Source organism: Phocaeicola vulgatus ATCC 8482, assembly GCF_000012825.1.
In the GTDB taxonomy this organism is placed as follows: domain Bacteria; phylum Bacteroidota; class Bacteroidia; order Bacteroidales; family Bacteroidaceae; genus Phocaeicola; species Phocaeicola vulgatus.
In genome coordinates, this window is record NC_009614.1 from 1,834,032 (window position 1) to 1,851,403 (window position 17,372).

Annotated in this window: 11 protein-coding genes; 5 read left to right on the plus strand and 6 right to left on the minus strand. The window is 40.7% G+C overall.

The genetic code is table 11. The features are described from left to right. Positions 1–10 precede the first annotated feature (10 nt). Complete coding sequence (locus BVU_RS06955) at positions 11–991, minus strand: GntR family transcriptional regulator (protein WP_005838891.1); 981 nt, start codon at positions 989–991, stop codon at positions 11–13. Between the two features lie 184 nt (positions 992–1,175). On the opposite strand from BVU_RS06955, the gene BVU_RS22360 reads away from it, so the two are divergent. The 4 genes from BVU_RS22360 (at position 1,176) to BVU_RS06970 (ending at position 4,892) form a co-directional block, all read left to right on the plus strand. After that, a complete protein-coding gene (locus BVU_RS22360; RefSeq protein ID WP_158303734.1) occupies positions 1,176–1,349 on the plus strand; it encodes a hypothetical protein in 174 nt (57 codons plus the stop codon). Positions 1,350–1,438: 89 nt separating this feature from the next. After that, positions 1,439–2,953 (plus strand): 2,3-bisphosphoglycerate-independent phosphoglycerate mutase, encoded by a 1,515-nt coding sequence (gpmI, locus tag BVU_RS06960; protein WP_005849646.1) that lies wholly within the window; start codon positions 1,439–1,441, stop codon positions 2,951–2,953. Between the two features lie 102 nt (positions 2,954–3,055). Continuing rightward, positions 3,056–3,637 (plus strand): DUF3109 family protein, encoded by a 582-nt coding sequence (locus BVU_RS06965; protein ID WP_008668517.1) that lies wholly within the window; start codon positions 3,056–3,058, stop codon positions 3,635–3,637. Positions 3,638–3,704: 67 nt separating this feature from the next. Continuing rightward, positions 3,705–4,892: a porin gene (locus BVU_RS06970; RefSeq protein ID WP_005849642.1), complete on the plus strand. Its 1,188-nt coding sequence runs from the start codon at positions 3,705–3,707 to the stop codon at positions 4,890–4,892. 183 nt (positions 4,893–5,075) lie between these two features. Here the strand turns inward: BVU_RS06970 and BVU_RS06975 are convergent, their stop codons facing one another. From BVU_RS06975 to BVU_RS06995, 5 genes are all read right to left on the minus strand, one after another. Beyond that, a complete protein-coding gene (locus tag BVU_RS06975; protein ID WP_011965158.1) occupies positions 5,076–6,182 on the minus strand; it encodes a SusE domain-containing protein in 1,107 nt (368 codons plus the stop codon). Positions 6,183–6,199: 17 nt separating this feature from the next. After that, entirely contained in the window at positions 6,200–7,807 is a 1,608-nt protein-coding gene (locus BVU_RS06980; protein WP_011965159.1) for a RagB/SusD family nutrient uptake outer membrane protein, read from the minus strand. Positions 7,808–7,819: 12 nt separating this feature from the next. Further along, positions 7,820–10,825 (minus strand): SusC/RagA family TonB-linked outer membrane protein, encoded by a 3,006-nt coding sequence (locus tag BVU_RS06985; protein ID WP_011965160.1) that lies wholly within the window; start codon positions 10,823–10,825, stop codon positions 7,820–7,822. Positions 10,826–11,190: 365 nt separating this feature from the next. After that, complete coding sequence (locus BVU_RS06990) at positions 11,191–13,407, minus strand: glycoside hydrolase family 97 protein (protein WP_011965161.1); 2,217 nt, start codon at positions 13,405–13,407, stop codon at positions 11,191–11,193. A 41-nt stretch (positions 13,408–13,448) separates the two neighbouring features. Continuing rightward, positions 13,449–15,299, minus strand: coding sequence for a glycoside hydrolase family 13 protein (locus BVU_RS06995; protein ID WP_011965162.1), 1,851 nt, complete (start codon positions 15,297–15,299; stop codon positions 13,449–13,451). Between the two features lie 248 nt (positions 15,300–15,547). Here BVU_RS06995 and BVU_RS07000 point away from each other — a divergent pair, with 248 nt between their 5' ends. After that, positions 15,548–17,143, plus strand: coding sequence for a DUF6377 domain-containing protein (locus tag BVU_RS07000; RefSeq protein ID WP_008668503.1), 1,596 nt, complete (start codon positions 15,548–15,550; stop codon positions 17,141–17,143). The last annotated feature ends 229 nt before the right edge of the window (positions 17,144–17,372 follow it).

Below are 17,372 nucleotides of genomic sequence, written 5' to 3' on the forward strand. Positions count from 1 at the left end.
GTTTTAGTTGTTAAATTGAATTTCTTAAATGGACTTCGGTAGGGAGATAAGTTCTTATTTCCTGTCCGGTTAGTACAAATTCTGCGGCTTTCCGCCCCAGCTCTTCCCAGTTGATACTGAGTACCGTAATCCCTTGGTCTATTACCTCGTAGGCAGGAGTGTCATTGTAGGCTATCAGTCCGAAATCTTCTCCGCATTTCAGCCCGGTTGTCCGGCTTTGCTTGATTATATTGACCACCTCTATCTGACGGATTGCAATATATACTTCTCCTTTACGGACTTGTATCCGGTCTGTATTTTCCACAATGGCTGAATCAATGTGATAATCCTGACAGAAGCAATTGAAATACTGACAACTGCTACGGGGGTGTTTGATGTCTTCGGGAAATAAAAGTACTAGTCTCTGATATTTTCTCAGATGCTCTTTCAATGCGGCCAATGCATGATAAAAGGAATCGTCAAAATCCTGACATACGTATGAATAATCCTTTTTATCGAACTTCCCGAAATCCAACAGCAGCAACTTAGACGAATCTATTTTGTAAAGATGGGGGGATAGTTTCTCATTGTCGAAGTTCATCACAATGTATTTATTGTATCTGCCTATTGATTCACGTAAGATGGTATTGAAAAGTCGTTCATTATATTGATGAAACAATAAATCTACTTTGTAGTTGATGGATAGTTTTTTGATAAAACTATTATATAACGAGTATTTAAAGGGAGAATACTCGTCCAGCAGAAGCAGAATGTTTGTAAGCTTGTTGGTTACGTAGTAACCTTTTCCCGGAGTAGAGTCTATTATTCCCCGGTCTTTTAAATCAATGAATGCTTTGAACACCGTATCCCGCGACACTTGATACTCACGGCTCAGTTTGTTGATGGACGGTAATGTGCAGTCCGATTTATATTTGCCCATGGAAATCTCCTGACTGAGTAAATCAGCCAGTTGTTTCACTTTAGTGGTCTGCTGTCCAAAGGTAACTTTCATGAACTGTTTAAGGTTTTACGCGGACAATGCAAACTGTGCTGAACTGTCCCGATGCAAAGGAATGCAATTTATTCATAAACAGCAAGATGAAAAGGTATGTTTTATAACACAAGAATCGAAGCTTCTATATCGATTTCCGGAAGAATGTGTAGTACGTACTAATCAAATAATATAATTAGAGTATTTGCCGAAGTATATTAACCGCATTACAGAACAAAGGGGGGAGACGTGTCTTGCCGGTGCGCCGGATATTGTTTTGCTGGTTTGTGAAATGATTGCCGGGCGTATGAATGCAAAATTGACTCGGGATATGGAATTTAAAGACGGACTGCATTTTATCATCGAACTTCCTCTATAAAAAATAGGTGAAACATTATTCATTGACAGGGCTTTTTTGTACCTTTGCACCCGGAAAAAGCAAGGATAAACTTTAAACAAAATAAGATTATGAGTAAAAAAGCCCTTTTAATGATTCTTGATGGTTGGGGTATCGGCGATCAAGGTAAAGACGATGTAATCTTTAACACTCCCACTCCTTACTGGGATTCTCTGTTGGCAAACTATCCGCACTCTGAATTGCAGGCTAGCGGTGAGAACGTTGGTTTGCCCGACGGACAGATGGGTAACTCCGAAGTAGGACACTTGAATATCGGTGCAGGACGTATCGTTTATCAGGATTTGGTAAAGATTAACCGTGCATGTGCCGACAACAGCATAATGAAGAATCCCGAGATTGTTTCCGCTTTCTCTTACGCAAAGGAAAATGGCAAGAACATCCACTTTATGGGATTGACTTCAAACGGTGGTGTACACAGTTCATTCGATCATTTGTTCAAACTTTGCGATATCTCTAAAGAATATGGCATTGAAAATACATTTATCCACTGCTTTATGGATGGTCGTGACACAGACCCGAAGAGTGGTAAAGGCTTTATCGAACAACTGACTGCGCACTGTGAAAAATCAGCCGGTAAAATCGCTTCTATCGTTGGTCGCTTCTATGCTATGGATCGTGACAAGCGTTGGGAACGTGTGAAAGAAGCATACGACCTGTTGGTTGAAGGTAAAGGAAAGCAAGCCACCGATATGGTTCAGGCTATGCAGGAATCATACGATGAAGGTGTTACAGATGAATTCATCAAACCGATCAATAATTCTACCGTAGACGGTACCATCAAAGAAGGTGATGTGGTTATCTTCTTCAACTACCGTAACGACCGTGCCAAGGAATTGACTGTTGTGCTGACTCAACAGGATATGCCGGAACAAGGTATGCATACTATTCCGGGCTTGCAGTTTTATTGCATGACTCCGTATGATGCGTCTTTCAAGGGTGTTCATATTCTGTTCGACAAGGAAAATGTTCAAAATACGTTGGGTGAATATCTGGCTGCTAACGGTAAGACTCAGTTACACATTGCAGAAACGGAAAAGTATGCTCACGTGACTTTCTTCTTCAATGGTGGTCGTGAAACTCCGTATGATGCCGAAGAGCGTATCTTGGTTCCATCTCCGAAAGTGGCTACTTACGACTTGAAGCCTGAGATGAGTGCTTATGAAGTGAAGGATAAATTGGTAGAAGCCATCAAGACCCAGAAATTCGATTTCATTGTCGTGAATTACGCTAATGGTGATATGGTAGGTCATACAGGTATCTATGACGCTATTGAAAAAGCAGTGAAGGCTATTGACGAGTGCGTGAAAGATACAGTGGAAGCTGCCAAGGCTAATGATTATGAAGTAATCATTATTGCCGACCACGGTAATGCCGACCATGCACTGAATGAAGATGGTACACCTAATACGGCTCACTCTTTGAACCCTGTTCCATTTGTATATGTAACAGAGAACAAGAATGCTAAAGTGGAAAATGGTGTATTGGCAGATGTTGCTCCTTCTATCTTGCACATTTTGGGCATGCCCCAGCCTGCCGACATGACCGGACGGGATTTGATAAAATAATGTAGAAAGTATATTTATTTGTCATTCTGAACAAGGTGAGGAATCTGTAATGAAGCATGGATTCGTCACTTTGTCCGGAATGACATTTTAATTTAATAAGAGATGATACAGATAGATGATGTTGTAATCTCCCTTGATGTGTTTCGTGAGAAATTTCTTTGTAATCTCGATGCCTGCAAAGGTGAGTGCTGCATAGAGGGAGATGCCGGTGCACCGGTGGAATTGGATGAAGTGGAAAAACTGGAAGAGGTGCTTCCTGTTATTTGGGACGAGCTTTCACCCGAGGCACGGACGGTGATTGATAAGCAGGGAGTGGTTTATACAGATGAAGAGGGCGATTTGGTAACTTCCATCGTCAATCAGAAAGATTGTGTATTTACCTGTTATGACGAGAAAGGGTATTGTTATTGTGCCATCGAGAAAGCCTTCCGGGCAGGTAAGACCGATTTCTATAAACCAATCTCTTGTCATCTTTATCCCATCCGTATAGGTGATTATGGCCCTTATAAAGCAGTGAATTATCATCGTTGGGATGTATGTAAAGCCGCCGTGTTATTGGGAAAAAAAGAGAACCTTCCTGTATACAAGTTCTTAAAGGAGCCGTTGGTGCGGAAATTTGGTGAAGAATGGTATAAAGAGCTGGAGGTTGCGGCAGAAGAATTGAAGAAAAGAGGAATGATTTAAGCATCTTCGGTTTTTATTATCCCTGATTTATTACATTAACCGAAATTTAATACTACGAAAATACCCCATGAAAAGACTACTCTTGTCATGCTGTATCTTATTATGCGTCGTATTGACTTTGAAGGCGCAAGAACAGCCGTTAATCAGTCCGGATGATTCTATCCGTAGTTTGGTGGGACGTTTGTTTCCTAATAGCAATCCGAATCTTTCGGCACACATGAACCTGCAATTCTCCACTTCGGGAGTTGCCAACTTTATTGAAGGAGATTTAGAGGATGCCTCTTTTAAACTGAATCGTGTAAAACTAGAGATATTAGGTTCTTTCAGTAAACAATTTTCTTATCATTTCCGTCAGTCGTTTAATAAATACAGCAATCCCCACTCGTTGGATAATTTGTCCTCTTCCATTGAGTATGCTTTGGTGAATTGGAAAATGTCTGATAAATTCACGTTGACTGCCGGAAAACAAGATATCGCTTTGGGTGGCTATGAATATTATGTCAATGCCATCAAAGTCCGCGAGTATAGTGAGTTTAATGATAACATCAGTTGTTATCAGGCAGGAGTGGCGGGAAGATTCAATCTGTCATCCACCAATGAGTTGGTGCTTCAGGTAGTAAATAACCGTAGTGGAGAAAATGATGAAACCTATCTTTACGGTTTGCCGCAAGGAGTGGAAAAAGCTAAAGTTCCTGTTCTGTCAACAGTCAATTGGAACGGGTTCTTCTTTGATAACGCGGTACAATTACGATATGCGGCCTCATATGGGCAGCTGGCGGAAGGTAAGAATCTTTGTTGTTTTACGGCGGGTAATATTTATGAGAAAGGCCCTGTTATTGCTTATATTGATTTAATGTATTCTCGTGAAGGGCTGGATAGCAAAGGCATTATCAGTGATTTGCAAGGTCCTGTTTTAACAGCTCCGTCCACGGCGCAGAATGCGGAATACTTTAGTACCGTGGTAAACTTTGACTATCGCGTTCATCCCAATTGGAATCTTTATTTGAAAGGCGCTTATGAGAGGGCAGGCATTTATAAAGCAAACGGGCATTTTGAGAAAGGGCTTTATCGTACTACATGGAATGCGCAGGCGTGTGTGGAATATTTCCCGATGCGTAATAGTGAACTGCTTATCTTTGCCCATCTTTTATATAAAGGGCATCATTTGACCCGGCGTGCGCAGGCTTTGGGAAGCACGAGTCCGGACACGCAACGTATTTCTGTCGGGTTGGTTTATTCTATTCCGGTGTTTTGATATCTCCAATAACCCTTGTCATATACGGTTGTATGCCGTTGTATTTCATGCCGTGAGCTAAGGCATTGTTGCTGTATAGTTAAAGTCTTTTTACAGAGTACCAGTACGTCTGCATACAGTAAAACTTGAGGTTGTGTCAAAATGCTGGCACAACCTCATAAGGAATAATCTTAAAAAACAGTCTTATTTGTTTTTTACAACAATGATTTTGGGAGTTACTTTATTGAAGTACCACTTGATGGTATAGTTACCGGCTTCTGAAACTTTAAAATTACCATCACCGGCGTCTTCAAACTCACCTTCTACAGCTCCGGGAGCTATATCGTCTTCCCATTTCTCCTCAGGGCGTATTTTCCATTTATTACCGGCGGACATATCTAGGGTAGCTTTTAAATAATACTGAAATTTGTTGTTTTCGTCCGTTTCGGTTTCCAGTGTCATCATTGTGTCACCGCTTCCCCAGCTATTGTGGTCTCCTACAATCCCCCATGAATTGTGAGGTTTGGAAACTTTCAATTCTCCTGTGGTATTATTGAATTCTAAATAATAGCTGTTTTTGCTGTATGCTTTAATGTCCCCTCCATTACCGGATACTAAAGTAACGGGAGATTGTTCGGGTGTCATACTTTCCGGAGCTCCCCAATTGTCCGTACTCCAGTCTTCCGTACCGCAGAATTTCCAGCCATCGGCTGCTTTGCCGTCGAAGTACACCATAGCGGCGTATATATTATCAGAATTTACCGAATATACTTTTTGGCTTTTGGTGAAATCCCAGCCATTATAACTTCCACGGAGTGTGATTGCCGGATATTCCGGCTCACCTTCATATGGAGTGATGGTGGTTGAAACAATGTTGGAATACAGTGTATCGGCAGCCGCTGAGATAGAAGACGAGATCCGAAATTCGATTCCTATCGGTGCTGTTTCCATTTCGTAGACTTTCAGCAGGGCCATGATTTTGCTGTTCAGGTCACTGACAGTGATAGTATGTGATACATCAGTTTTGGATGAGGCTAAAATTACTTTATTGGCAAAATTTTTGTCTTTAACATCCATTTCCAACGAATTGATAACGCTTGCTTGATAGCCTAAATCCGGATGGCTCCAGGTAAGGGTGAATGCCTCTTGGGAAGCATTTTTTGATTCCAGTATATAATTGTCATTCAAGGATGACAAGGTAGACGGGATGGCATTTTCCGAACTATATGTCACTTGTTCCAAATCACTTTCACAAGCAGTACAAAGTAATAAGGTAAAAATAGAAGTTGATATGCTTTTTATGAATTTCATGATGATGTACTTATTGATTAATAACCTTCATTTTGTTGTAAGTTACCGTTTACGGTCAGATCGGTAACAGGTATGGGATACACGTTATATCTCTTGTTCACTCCTACTCCGGTATTGATTCCTCCTTTGAAATCCCATGTATAGGAGCCGGAGGTAAGCAGATCGAAACGTACTAAATCTGTACGGCGGATGCCTTCCCAATATAATTCACGTCCGCGTTCATCCAACAAATTACGGAAATTGTTTTCCTCTAACCAATTCTCGGAAATGTTGTGTTTGTCATCTCCATAGGCACGTTTGCGAAGGGCGTTGATATATTCAACGGCACTAGCCTTACTTCCTTCTCCACCGCGTGCTACGGCTTCTGCATACATCAGGTAAATATCTCCCAAACGGAACATCGGGAAATCAGTATCTACCCATAACGTATTTTTTCCCGGTTGCCCGTTACTGTTTAAATTGCTGAATTTGAATACACTCCATCCTTCAGTTTCAAAAGTTCCGGATACACTGGAAGTAATGTCGATAGAGCGTCCTTTATCATAAAAAATACCACGTTTATCTTGAATCTCAGAAGCTTTGGGCTCTTCATCATTTTGAAAATCAAAGAGATGAACCAGGTTGCTTGTTGCGCGGAACCCTGCCCAGCCTTGATCTACTCCGCTGTGTGCTAGTAAAACATCTTTGTCTTCAGCTCCTCTGGCTCCGATGATAATGGCAGCCATACCCCATGATTGAGTCTTATCCCCATCAAAGATGATAGGATAGATTATTTCTTTTTTGGTATCCGGATTCTCGCCATTGTCTGCTTTGAATAAATCAGCATAGTTGTCTGCCAGCTGATACCCTGCTTTGATCACTTCGTTACATGCATTAATGCATTCGGTATATCGTGCTTTACCGGTATAAATTTCTGCATTAAGATACATACGTGCCAACAAAGCGCTGGCAACAGCTTGGTCTGCTACTCCGTATTCGGAGCGTGGAGAGGGCAGATTGGGCTTGATTTCGTTTAATTCTGCTTCTATCCAATTGAACAGGTCTTCTCTAGACAGTGGGGCAGGTTCTATGGAATAGTTCTTTTCAGTGATGAATGGAGGCAATGCAAACATATCCATCAAGACATAATAGGCAAAAGCACGGTTAAAGCGGGCTTGTGCAATATAACTTTCTTTGTCAATGCTTTCGGGCGCGTTGGGAATGTTCTTTAAGAACTCATTTACCAGTGCCACTATATACATGCAGCGTTGATAAACCCCTTCAATGGGTTCCACTTTATTGGTAGTCCATGTCATATAGTTTACTTCTGTGCACCATGCATCATTCCATGCGTTCTTCATTTCATCGGTGGGCTGTTCTTGTAAAGTCCACCAGCAGCGTAATAGTGCAGTATTTCCTGCATCAAGGCCTGAAATGTCTGAACTGCTGCTACCGTCTTGTCCGGATAATGCCCAAACTGAGTATATTTTATGAAGTCCTTTAGTGTAGCTTTCCGCATCGGTATAAGCCTTGTCTGCTGTTTCCACTGTGGGATCCAAAGGTAAGACATCCAAATCATTGAGACAACTTGAAAAAACAAACAGGCAAGTTGCCAGAGTTGTATAGATATATTTTCTTGTTTTCATACGTAATTCTCATTAAAAGTTAAGATTCAAACCTATAGTGTATGTGCGGGGACGTGGCCAGATGTTAGAATCTATCGCTCCACATTCCGGGTCTAATCCACTATATTTTGAGATAGTAAATACATTTTGGACAGATGCGCTGATACGTCCTGATAGTTTGGCTGCAAACAGATTTTGGAAAGAATAGCCTAATGTAATGTTGTCCATCTTCAAGAATGAAGCATTTTCCAGAAAATAGTCGCTGGCCATTTGTTCGCTGGTATTCAGCAAGGTAAAGCCAGTGTCTTGAAAACCGTTATAAAGGTTTGTAACAAATCCCTTTCCACCATAGTTGTTGGAAGTGCTATTGCCTGATGCCACGCCATTGTATACATAATTGCCAAAGTTAGCACGGAGATTAAAGCCCAGATCCCATTTCTTGTAACTGAACTGAGAACTGAAACCCATATATACTTTAGCCATCGGGCTTTTGTGTGTCAGATAACGGTCGGCTTCGGTAATTTGTCCGTCATTGTTCCGGTCTACAAATGCATTTTGGATAGGCTTGCCGTTTTCATCGTATACTTGTTGGTATAAATAGAATGTTCCGGGCATTTCACCTACTTGGTGTTTTTGGTTTGTGCCGGCATCAATACCTTGGTAGTCGGGATTGAAAGTGGTAGTCAGCTTGGTAATCTTGCTATCATTCCAAGTGATATTATAGCCTACCTCCCATGTGAAGTCTTTGCTTTGGATAGCTATAGCATTTACATTGGCTTCCACACCTTTATTTTTCATTTTGCCTACATTAGCGGTAATCAAGTTGATAAAATTCGTTCCTGCTGCGGCACTGATGGTGTTTAACAAGTCTTTTGTATGTTTCTGATAATATTCGATACTACCGTTGATACGGTTATTTAAGAATCCGAAGTCGATGGCTACATTGTATGTAGTTGTTTGTTCCCATTTTAAATCAGGACTGTAACCGTTTGGCTTCAAAAGCGTAGTTCCTAAATAGGTGGTATTAGGGTTAGTGCTGAATGAATAGGATGTGATATATTGATAATCTCCAATTTCCTGTTGTCCGGTGACACCATATCCTAAGCGTAATTTTAATTTGGAAAGCACATTTTCTGTAGCTTTCATAAAGGGTTCATTACTGATGGTCCAAGCTAAGGCGGCTGAAGGGAAAAGTCCCCAACGATTGTTTTCACTGAATCGTGAAGAACCGTCACGACGTAAAGTGGCAGTCAGCAAATAGCGGTCCATGAAATTGTAATTTAAACGCCCGAAGAATGAAATAAGATAGTTCTCATATGGAATGCGACGGTGGTCATCACGGATGTAATGCCGTTCGTTTGCATCATAGGTATATCCTTCTTTTGCACCTAAGTCCTCTGTAGGGTTTGAATAGGTGATGTCATGATTGGCATAATAGAAATGTTGCCAGGAATAACCTGCCATTATATCGAAATTACTTTTGATGGATTCTATGTTTTTTGCATAGTTCATGTAGAAGTCCAGCAGGTGGTTACGACGCAGATTGTTCCAAGTATTACCTTGTCCTAAACCGGTAAATGTTTTATCTAGTGAACTTTGAACCGAATTGGAATTTACAAAATTACGACCGGTTGTCTTTGCTACGTCATAACCTAAATTCAAGTTGGCATGTAAGTCTTCCAGACCATGTATCTTATAGTCCAATTGAATATTACCCAAACTACGTTTGGTTGTACCGTGATTGTTTCTATCGTATAATAAAGACAATGGATTCTGAGTTGCCAGATCGGCTTGTGCTCCTTGTACTATTCCCCAGTTCCAATAGCCATTGTATCGGTTTTCTTCATCGTAAATGGGTTTGGTAGGGTCAAAAAAGGCAGCGGCACCTACAGCACCGGAATCTGCAAATCGGTTTTTATTGATGGTACCTTTTACATTGATGTCTACACTCAGGTGGTTGTCGAAAAATTTAGGACTTAGATTGACAGCACCGGTATAACGCTCATATTTAGAAGTCTTTAGCGTACCTTTTTCTGTATTATAACCTAAAGAGATACGGAAAGGCATAAATCCTGCTTTTCCTGCAATTCCGATGTTTTGGTCTGTACTTAATCCTGTCTGATAAATAGCATCTTGCCAATCGGTGCTTTGGTTGGGGTATACGTTCAGAATCCGTTGGATGTCTGCCGACTGTGCGGTTCCTTCCGGATATTGAGCCTGCATTACTTCGCGGAATGATTGTGCATCCAATGTTTCTATACGTTTATAAGGGTCTTTTGCTGTGAAAGTTCCTGAGTAGCTAACTTTTATTTTGTCTTGTGTTCCTTTCTTGGTTTGGATGATAATAACTCCATTCGAAGCGCGCGAACCGTAAATGGCTGTCGCCGAAGCATCTTTCAAAACAGTGAAAGTTTCAATATCATTAGGGTTAATGGTGGCAAGTGCATTGGGAGTGCCTGGAGCAGCATCATTTGAAACAGGGATTCCATCGATAACGATAAGTGGGTCATTGCTGGCATTTAATGATGCGCCGCCACGGATACGAATTGTTGAACCGGCACCGGGAGCACCGTCACCTTGACTGACAGAAAGTCCCGGAACTTTACCCATAATCAGTTCTTGAGGGGAAGTAACAGCACCTTTGTTCATCTCTTCTGCTTTGATAGCTACCACAGAACCGCTTAGGTCATCTTTCTTCACAGAACCGTATCCGATGACAACCACTTCGTCCAGAAGTTCCGTATCATCTTTTAATATAATATTCATAGAAGCGGCTGCCTGTGCTTCTTGAGGTTGGTATCCGATAAACGAAATGACAATTATATCACCTTTATTGGCATTCAACTGGAAATTACCGTCAAAATCGGTGATAGTACCATTGGTTGTTCCTTTTATCACAACATTGGCACCGATAATTGGCTCGCCTGCTGTGTCCTTTACAAGTCCTTTGACGGTTATTTGCTGGGCAAATGCGTCTATGGACAAGAAGCATCCTATAACTAACATTAGTAGGACCTTGAACATCAAGTTTCTTTTCATGTCTTTAAATTTAAAGTTAAATAATTATTTTAAGTTTATATTCTCAGTCAAAAACACCTATTGAAAACTGTTTTTTCAAATAATCTTTGTTATAGTATATAGTTTTTACCTTTTGGAATTATTAGCTGTTAGCTAACAATAATCCTCATTTTGTTTGTCGCAAATGTAGCTGTCTTATAGACTGATTTTAGAGACAAGAATAAAAATATAAAAGATTTAGTATTGAGATGAATTGTATACATCTGATTCATAATGTAATATATAATTTAGTCTGTCTCGGAAATATAACTGTATGTGAACTGTCTATAGCTCATCTGACTATATTTTATGAGGATTAATGTTAGCGTCTTCCATTAAAACAGTTTCTATAATCTCTTAATACCTTTTAATTCTGATTTATCTTTTACCTCTTTAATGCTGATTGCATAACCACCACCGCTTGCTGCGTGTAAGTTCAGTTTGCTTTTGTTGGTCACAATGCCTTTACGGATGGTATATGCCTGCGGATTATCTTTCCAGTCGGCATCTTTTGCGTCTGCATATACAGTTGCGATGTATTTTTTGTCCGGATCAAGGAAATCAAATATCAGTTTTGAAGAATGACCGTTCTCATCTGCCGTACAGCCGATATACCAGTCGTTGGTTCCTTTAGCTTTGCGGGCAATGGTAATATAGTCTCCCGGTTCGGCTTCCAGATATTTGGTTTCATCCCAGTCAATGGCTACATCTTTTATGAATTGGAAGGCATCCATGAAGCGTTCATAGTTTTCAGGTATGTCGGCAGCCATTTGTAATGGGCTGTACATTGTTACATACAGGGCCAGTTGGCGTGCCAAAGTAGAACGTACCTGTGAATTGTTGGTAGGATTCATTTTGTTACAGCGGGTTTCAAAGATACCCGGAGTGTAGTCCATCGGACCACCTATTAATCGTGTGAAAGGCAAGATGGTAGTATGGTTTACGTTGTTACCGCCAAATGATTCATATTCAGTTCCGCGTGCCGATTCGTTACCGATCAGGTTGGGATAGGTGCGGCATATTCCGGTAGGGCGTACAGCTTCGTGGGCGTTTACCATGATTTTGTAGTCCGCTGCTTTTTTCACCGCATACAGATAGTGGTTATCCATCCATTGTCCATAGTGGTGTTCGCCACGTGGAATAATGTTGCCTACATAGCCACTTTTTACAGAATTATATCCGTTGTCTACCATGAATTGGTATGCCTGGTCCATGTGGCGTTCATAGTTACGTACAGAAGCCGAAGTTTCATGATGCATCATCAGTTTTACGCCTTTGCTTGCAGCGTAGCTTTGAAGTTCTTTCACATTGAAGTCGGGATAGGGAGTTACAAAATCAAACACATAATCTTTGCTTTTTCCGAACCAGTCTTCCCAACCTTCATTCCAGCCTTCTACCAATACTTGGTCGAATCCATGCTCTGCTGCAAAATCAATGTAACGTTTTACGTTGGCAGTGTTGGCAGAGTGTTTGCCGTTAGGTTTTGTTTTGTTGTAATCTGTTTCACCCAGTTTTACACTGGATAAGTCGTCCGTGTAAGCCCATGAGCCTTTTCCCGTAATCATATCCCACCACACACCGATGTATTTCACAGGCTTGATCCAGGAAGTGTCTGCTATTTTGCAAGGTTCGTTCAGGTTTAACGTAATGCGTGAGGCAAGAATGTTGCGGGCATCATCACTGACGATGACGGTACGCCATGGTGAAGTGCAGGGAGTCTGCATATATCCTTTGTCACCTTGTGCATCCGGAGTCAGCCATGATTCGAAAATCATGTTCTTGTCATCCAGGTTGAGGTGCATGCAGGCATAGTCTATCAAAGCTGCTTCGTGCAGATTGATGTACAGACCGTCGTCTGTTTTCATCATCAGGGCAGTTTGTACACCGGTGGGGCTGAATGCGGTTTGCGAGGAGTTCTCCGTATAAGCCTTTGAAAACAATCCTCTGATTTCCGACAGGCGGGAAACGGTATAGTCATATTCCTGTGTGTCATAATCTCCCGGAATCCAGTAAGCGGTGTGGTCACCTGCCATGGCAAATTGTGAATGTTCTTCTTTGATCACGAAATAGTTCAAGTCCTTCTGCTGCGGAAATTCATAGCGGAAACCCAGACCGTCGTTGAACAGGCGGAAACGGATGATTATAAATCTGTCATTGGCAGGCTGGTTCAATGTGACCGCCAATTCATTATAATGGTTACGGATTTCCTTTTCTTCTCCCCATACCGGCTGCCATGTTTCATCGTTGGTAGATGTCCGGACATCCTTTATCTCGAAACCGTTATAAAGGTTTGTCTTGATGTCCAGTTTGTCTATGTCTTTTTTATCAGTCCATTCGAAGTCGGTTTTGGCGTTTGCGTCTTCTTTTTTTAATTCCAACCCCAATTTACTGGGTTTGATAACTTCCTTTTGTTTATAGGTCAGTTCATACGTGGGAGTGCCCTGACCATCTAGAGTAAATGTCATCTCCAGATTACCATCCGGAGAATTCAGTTTTTGTTGTGCATTTGCAATGAATGAGATACAGAGAAATGCGATAAGTGAAAGATTCTTTTTTAAATTCATAATATGTACTGGTATTAAATTATAAGCTTTTACTGGTTGTTTTAAAATTCTAAAACTAGCATTCCACGCCCCGGAAGTGTTAGGTTTTTATTCAAGTCGATATTTTGATCCGTTAAAACATCATGGGTTGATGTTGTTGGAAGTACTTCTTTGTATGGAGTCAGGTTTATGGTTTGCGTTTTGTCTGTTCCATTCATGAGAACCGTTATCGATTTGTTTCCGTATTTTCGTTCATAAACGTAAATTCCTTTGTTGGGAGCGAAGTGTTTCAATCTGCCTTTGGCTATGACTTCATTCCCTTTTCTCCATTGGAGTAATTTCTGCATATAAGTAAAGGCTTCATTTTGCTGCGGAGTACGGTTAGCCTCATTGAAACAGTTGCGTGGGTCATTTTTCCAACCTCCGGGGAAATCACAACGTAACAGACCGTCGCCATTGGCTTTATCTGCAGCCATCAGAATTTCTGTCCCATAATAAATCTGGGGAATGCCACGTGTGGTCAGCAGGAATACAAGTGCTTGTTTGTAGCGGTCAATATTTTGCGTGGCTTCTTCATTTAAATAAAAGCGTGAAGTATCATGGTTATCAAGGAAAACGAGCAGATTCATCGGATCTGCATATACCAAATCCTGAGTAAGATAATCGTAAAGACGATATAATCCGCCGTTCCAGTCAGTTGTTTCTTCGTCAAAGGCTTTGTTCATTTGTTCCATCAGCGGGAAATCCATCACGGTACGGAGATTGGAGTTTCTGGGAGCAGCCAGTCTGCTGTCTTTCTGCCAGAAAGAAACCAGCACATTACTGTTCAACCAAGTTTCACCTACTATGTTGAAATCAGGGTACTCATCGGTCACGGCTTTACACCATTCTGACATCATGTCGAAATCTGCGTAAGGATGTGTGTCTTGACGGATGCCGTTAATCCCTGCATATTCTATCCACCAGATACTGCTTTGGATCAAATAGCGGGCTACATGGCGGTTGCGTTGGTTCAAGTCGGGCATTGATTCTGTAAACCATCCGTCTACGGCTATCTTGCGTTCATAATCAGAAGCGTGGATATCCTGTACACTCGCTGTTTTATAAGAAGTTTGTGTGTAGTTTCCTTTAAAATTGAACCAGTCTTTGGAAGGCATATCTTTGAAAAGATAGTTTTCGCTGCCACAATGGTTGAAAATCATGTCCATAACAACTTTCATTCCTTTGCTGTGTGCTTGTTCTACCAGCTTGCAGAATTCTTCATTGCTACCTAATCTGCGGTCTACTTGATAATAATCGGTAATGGCATAGCCATGATAGGATCCTTCTTTCATGTCATTTTCCTGTATGGGGTTCAGCCAGATTGCCGTAACTCCCAAGTTGGAGAGATAATCCAGATTATTTTCAATACCTGCGAGGTCGCCCCCGTGACGGGCGAACGGATCGTTACGGTCTACCTTTGTTTCCAACATTTCCGGTACGACATCGTTCGAGGGATTTCCGTTGGCGAAGCGGTCTGGCATAATCAGATATAATACGTCACCTGAGTTGAAGCCTTCCACGTTGGAAGCATCTGCCTTACGCTGTTTTATTTCATATGGCACAACAGTTTGCTTTTTACCTTGTTTCAGTGTAATATGAAAAGTCTGCGGAGTAGCTTCCGATAAATCCATATATAAGATTAAGTAATTGGGATTTTCTTGTTTCACAACATCTTTCAGAAGAATGTCTTTAGAAGAGATGCTTACATCACTGGAAGAAATATTGTCGCCATACAGTAGGACCTGTAGTTCGGGATTCTTCATATCCGCCCACCAGAAGGTTGGGGCTACTTTTTTAATTATGGCTGCGGACACTGTGTGTTGCAAACCGAATAACGCGAGTAATGCCATAAGTGCGAATGTTCTTTTCATAATATATAGAAATTAGTGTTTATATCTTCATTTCATTTGGATGTTGCAAATGTAGGAGTGGAATAGCTGAGATTTGAGTACTAGAATAAAAATATAAATGTTTTATAGACTCAACTTATTGATAATTAGGAATATTTGTCTTTGCTGTATTGCTGAAAATATAAACGTCAATGAAAATATTTTCGTTGAAAAACTTTATTCTAATTACTTATATTTATATATTTGTGAATCTATAATAAGTATATAAGATGAAGAATGTAACCTATTTCTTTATATTGTTTTTGTTGACTTTGACAACTCCTTTGTTTGCTGATAAAAACAGCAATGAAGAAGTGTTGAAAAGGTTGGATCGGGTCATAGATAATAAGACCGCTTGTCATGTGCAGAAGGAAAAAGAGATTGTGGATTTAAAGCAACGTCTTCACCGTTCTAAAGATAATAGGGAGAAATATGAACTTTGCGGTTCTTTGTTTAACGCTTATCTGCATTATCAAGCTGATTCCGCATTGTATTATATTAATGGAAAAATGAATTTGTTGCCTCTGTTGAATCATCCGGAGTTAAAGAATGAGATTGTCATTAACCGTGCCGAGGTGATGGGGGTGATGGGAATGTATAACGAGGCTTTGGAACAATTGGAGCGGGTAGACCCGTTGGAATTGGAACGGGAGACTTTGGCTTATTATTACCGGACCTATCGGGCTTATTATGGTTGGGTGGCCGATTATACCACCAATGATGCCGAAAAAGTGAAATATTTGAAAAAGACCGATGCTTACAGGGATTCTATTCTTATTGCTACTGATCCTTGTGTAGACAGGAGCATTGTATGGGCCGAGAAAAAGATTATTAATGGCAAGGTGGATTCTGCTTTGGTTATATTGTCGGACCTATTGAAAGAAACGCCGGATGAACGGCAAAAAGGGTATATTTATTATACTTTATCCGAGGCTTACGATATGCGGGGAGATATTCAGAAAGAAATTTATTATCTGGCCTTGACCGCTATTACAGATTTGAAATCGTCTATTCGTGAATATGCATCCTTACAGAAATTGGCTCAACTGATGTATGAGGTAGGTGATTTGGATCGTGCCTATAAGTATTTGAATTGTTCAATGGAGGATGCGGTAGCCTGTAATGCCCGTTTGCGGTTTATTGAGGTAACGCAGTTCTTTCCTATTATTGATAAAGCATATAAATTGAAAGAAGAGAAAGAGAGGCAGATTTCCCGTACTCTTTTAATCAGTGTCAGTTTACTTTCTTTATTTTTGCTTGCTGCTATTTTTTATCTGTACCGATGGATGAAGAAATTGTCAGTGATGCGCCGTAATCTGAGTCTGGCTAATCAACAGATGCAGGAAGTAAATGCTGAGTTGGCACAGACGGGGAAGATCAAGGAAGTATACATTGCTCGTTATTTGGACAGGTGTGTGATTTATCTGGACAAGTTGGAGTTTTATCGTCGTTCTTTGGCGAAACTGGCAATGGCCTCCCGTATAGACGATTTGTTTAAAGCGATTAAATCCGAGCAGTTCATACGAGATGAACGGAAGGATTTTTATAATGAGTTTGATAAGTCTTTCCTGGAGTTATTTCCTCATTTCATTACTTCTTTTAATGAGTTATTGGTAGAGGAAGGAAGAATATATCCCAAATCGGGCGAGTTGCTGACTACGGAATTGCGTATATTTGCTTTGATCCGTCTGGGAGTAACTGATAGTAATCGGATTGCCCATTTCTTGGGGTATTCTTTGGCAACGATTTATAATTATCGCAGCAAGATGCGTAATAAGGCGATAGGAAACAAGGAAACTTTTGAACAGGAAGTGATGAACTTGTAGAGATAAGGGGACTTTTTAATTATAATTGTAATGTGAATTAGAGAAACAATGAGGTTTAAATCGATATAACCGAAGGTTTTCATACTCATATGGAGTTTATACTGAAATGGTATACTTTCAAAATCTGCATGGTCTTTTCAGAGCTTCTTGTGGATGAAAAGAAATTCTTATATTTATTATTGTCTTTGCGGATACAGAATTGAGCTGTTCTGCCTTTTCTCCATTATAA

Excerpts from the sequence above, each read along its gene's own strand:
- BVU_RS06975 (WP_011965158.1), bottom strand. The coding sequence starts at position 6,182 with ATGAAATTCATAAAAAGCATATCAACTTCTATTTTTACCTTATTACTT.
- BVU_RS06970 (WP_005849642.1), top strand. The coding sequence starts at position 3,705 with ATGAAAAGACTACTCTTGTCATGCTGTATCTTATTATGCGTCGTATTG.
- gpmI (WP_005849646.1), top strand. The coding sequence starts at position 1,439 with ATGAGTAAAAAAGCCCTTTTAATGATTCTTGATGGTTGGGGTATCGGC.
- BVU_RS06980 (WP_011965159.1), bottom strand. The coding sequence starts at position 7,807 with ATGAAAACAAGAAAATATATCTATACAACTCTGGCAACTTGCCTGTTT.
- BVU_RS06995 (WP_011965162.1), bottom strand. The coding sequence starts at position 15,299 with ATGAAAAGAACATTCGCACTTATGGCATTACTCGCGTTATTCGGTTTG.
- BVU_RS06965 (WP_008668517.1), top strand. The coding sequence starts at position 3,056 with ATGATACAGATAGATGATGTTGTAATCTCCCTTGATGTGTTTCGTGAG.
- BVU_RS06955 (WP_005838891.1), bottom strand. The coding sequence starts at position 991 with ATGAAAGTTACCTTTGGACAGCAGACCACTAAAGTGAAACAACTGGCT.
- BVU_RS06990 (WP_011965161.1), bottom strand. The coding sequence starts at position 13,407 with ATGAATTTAAAAAAGAATCTTTCACTTATCGCATTTCTCTGTATCTCA.
- BVU_RS07000 (WP_008668503.1), top strand. The coding sequence starts at position 15,548 with ATGAAGAATGTAACCTATTTCTTTATATTGTTTTTGTTGACTTTGACA.
- BVU_RS06985 (WP_011965160.1), bottom strand. The coding sequence starts at position 10,825 with ATGAAAAGAAACTTGATGTTCAAGGTCCTACTAATGTTAGTTATAGGA.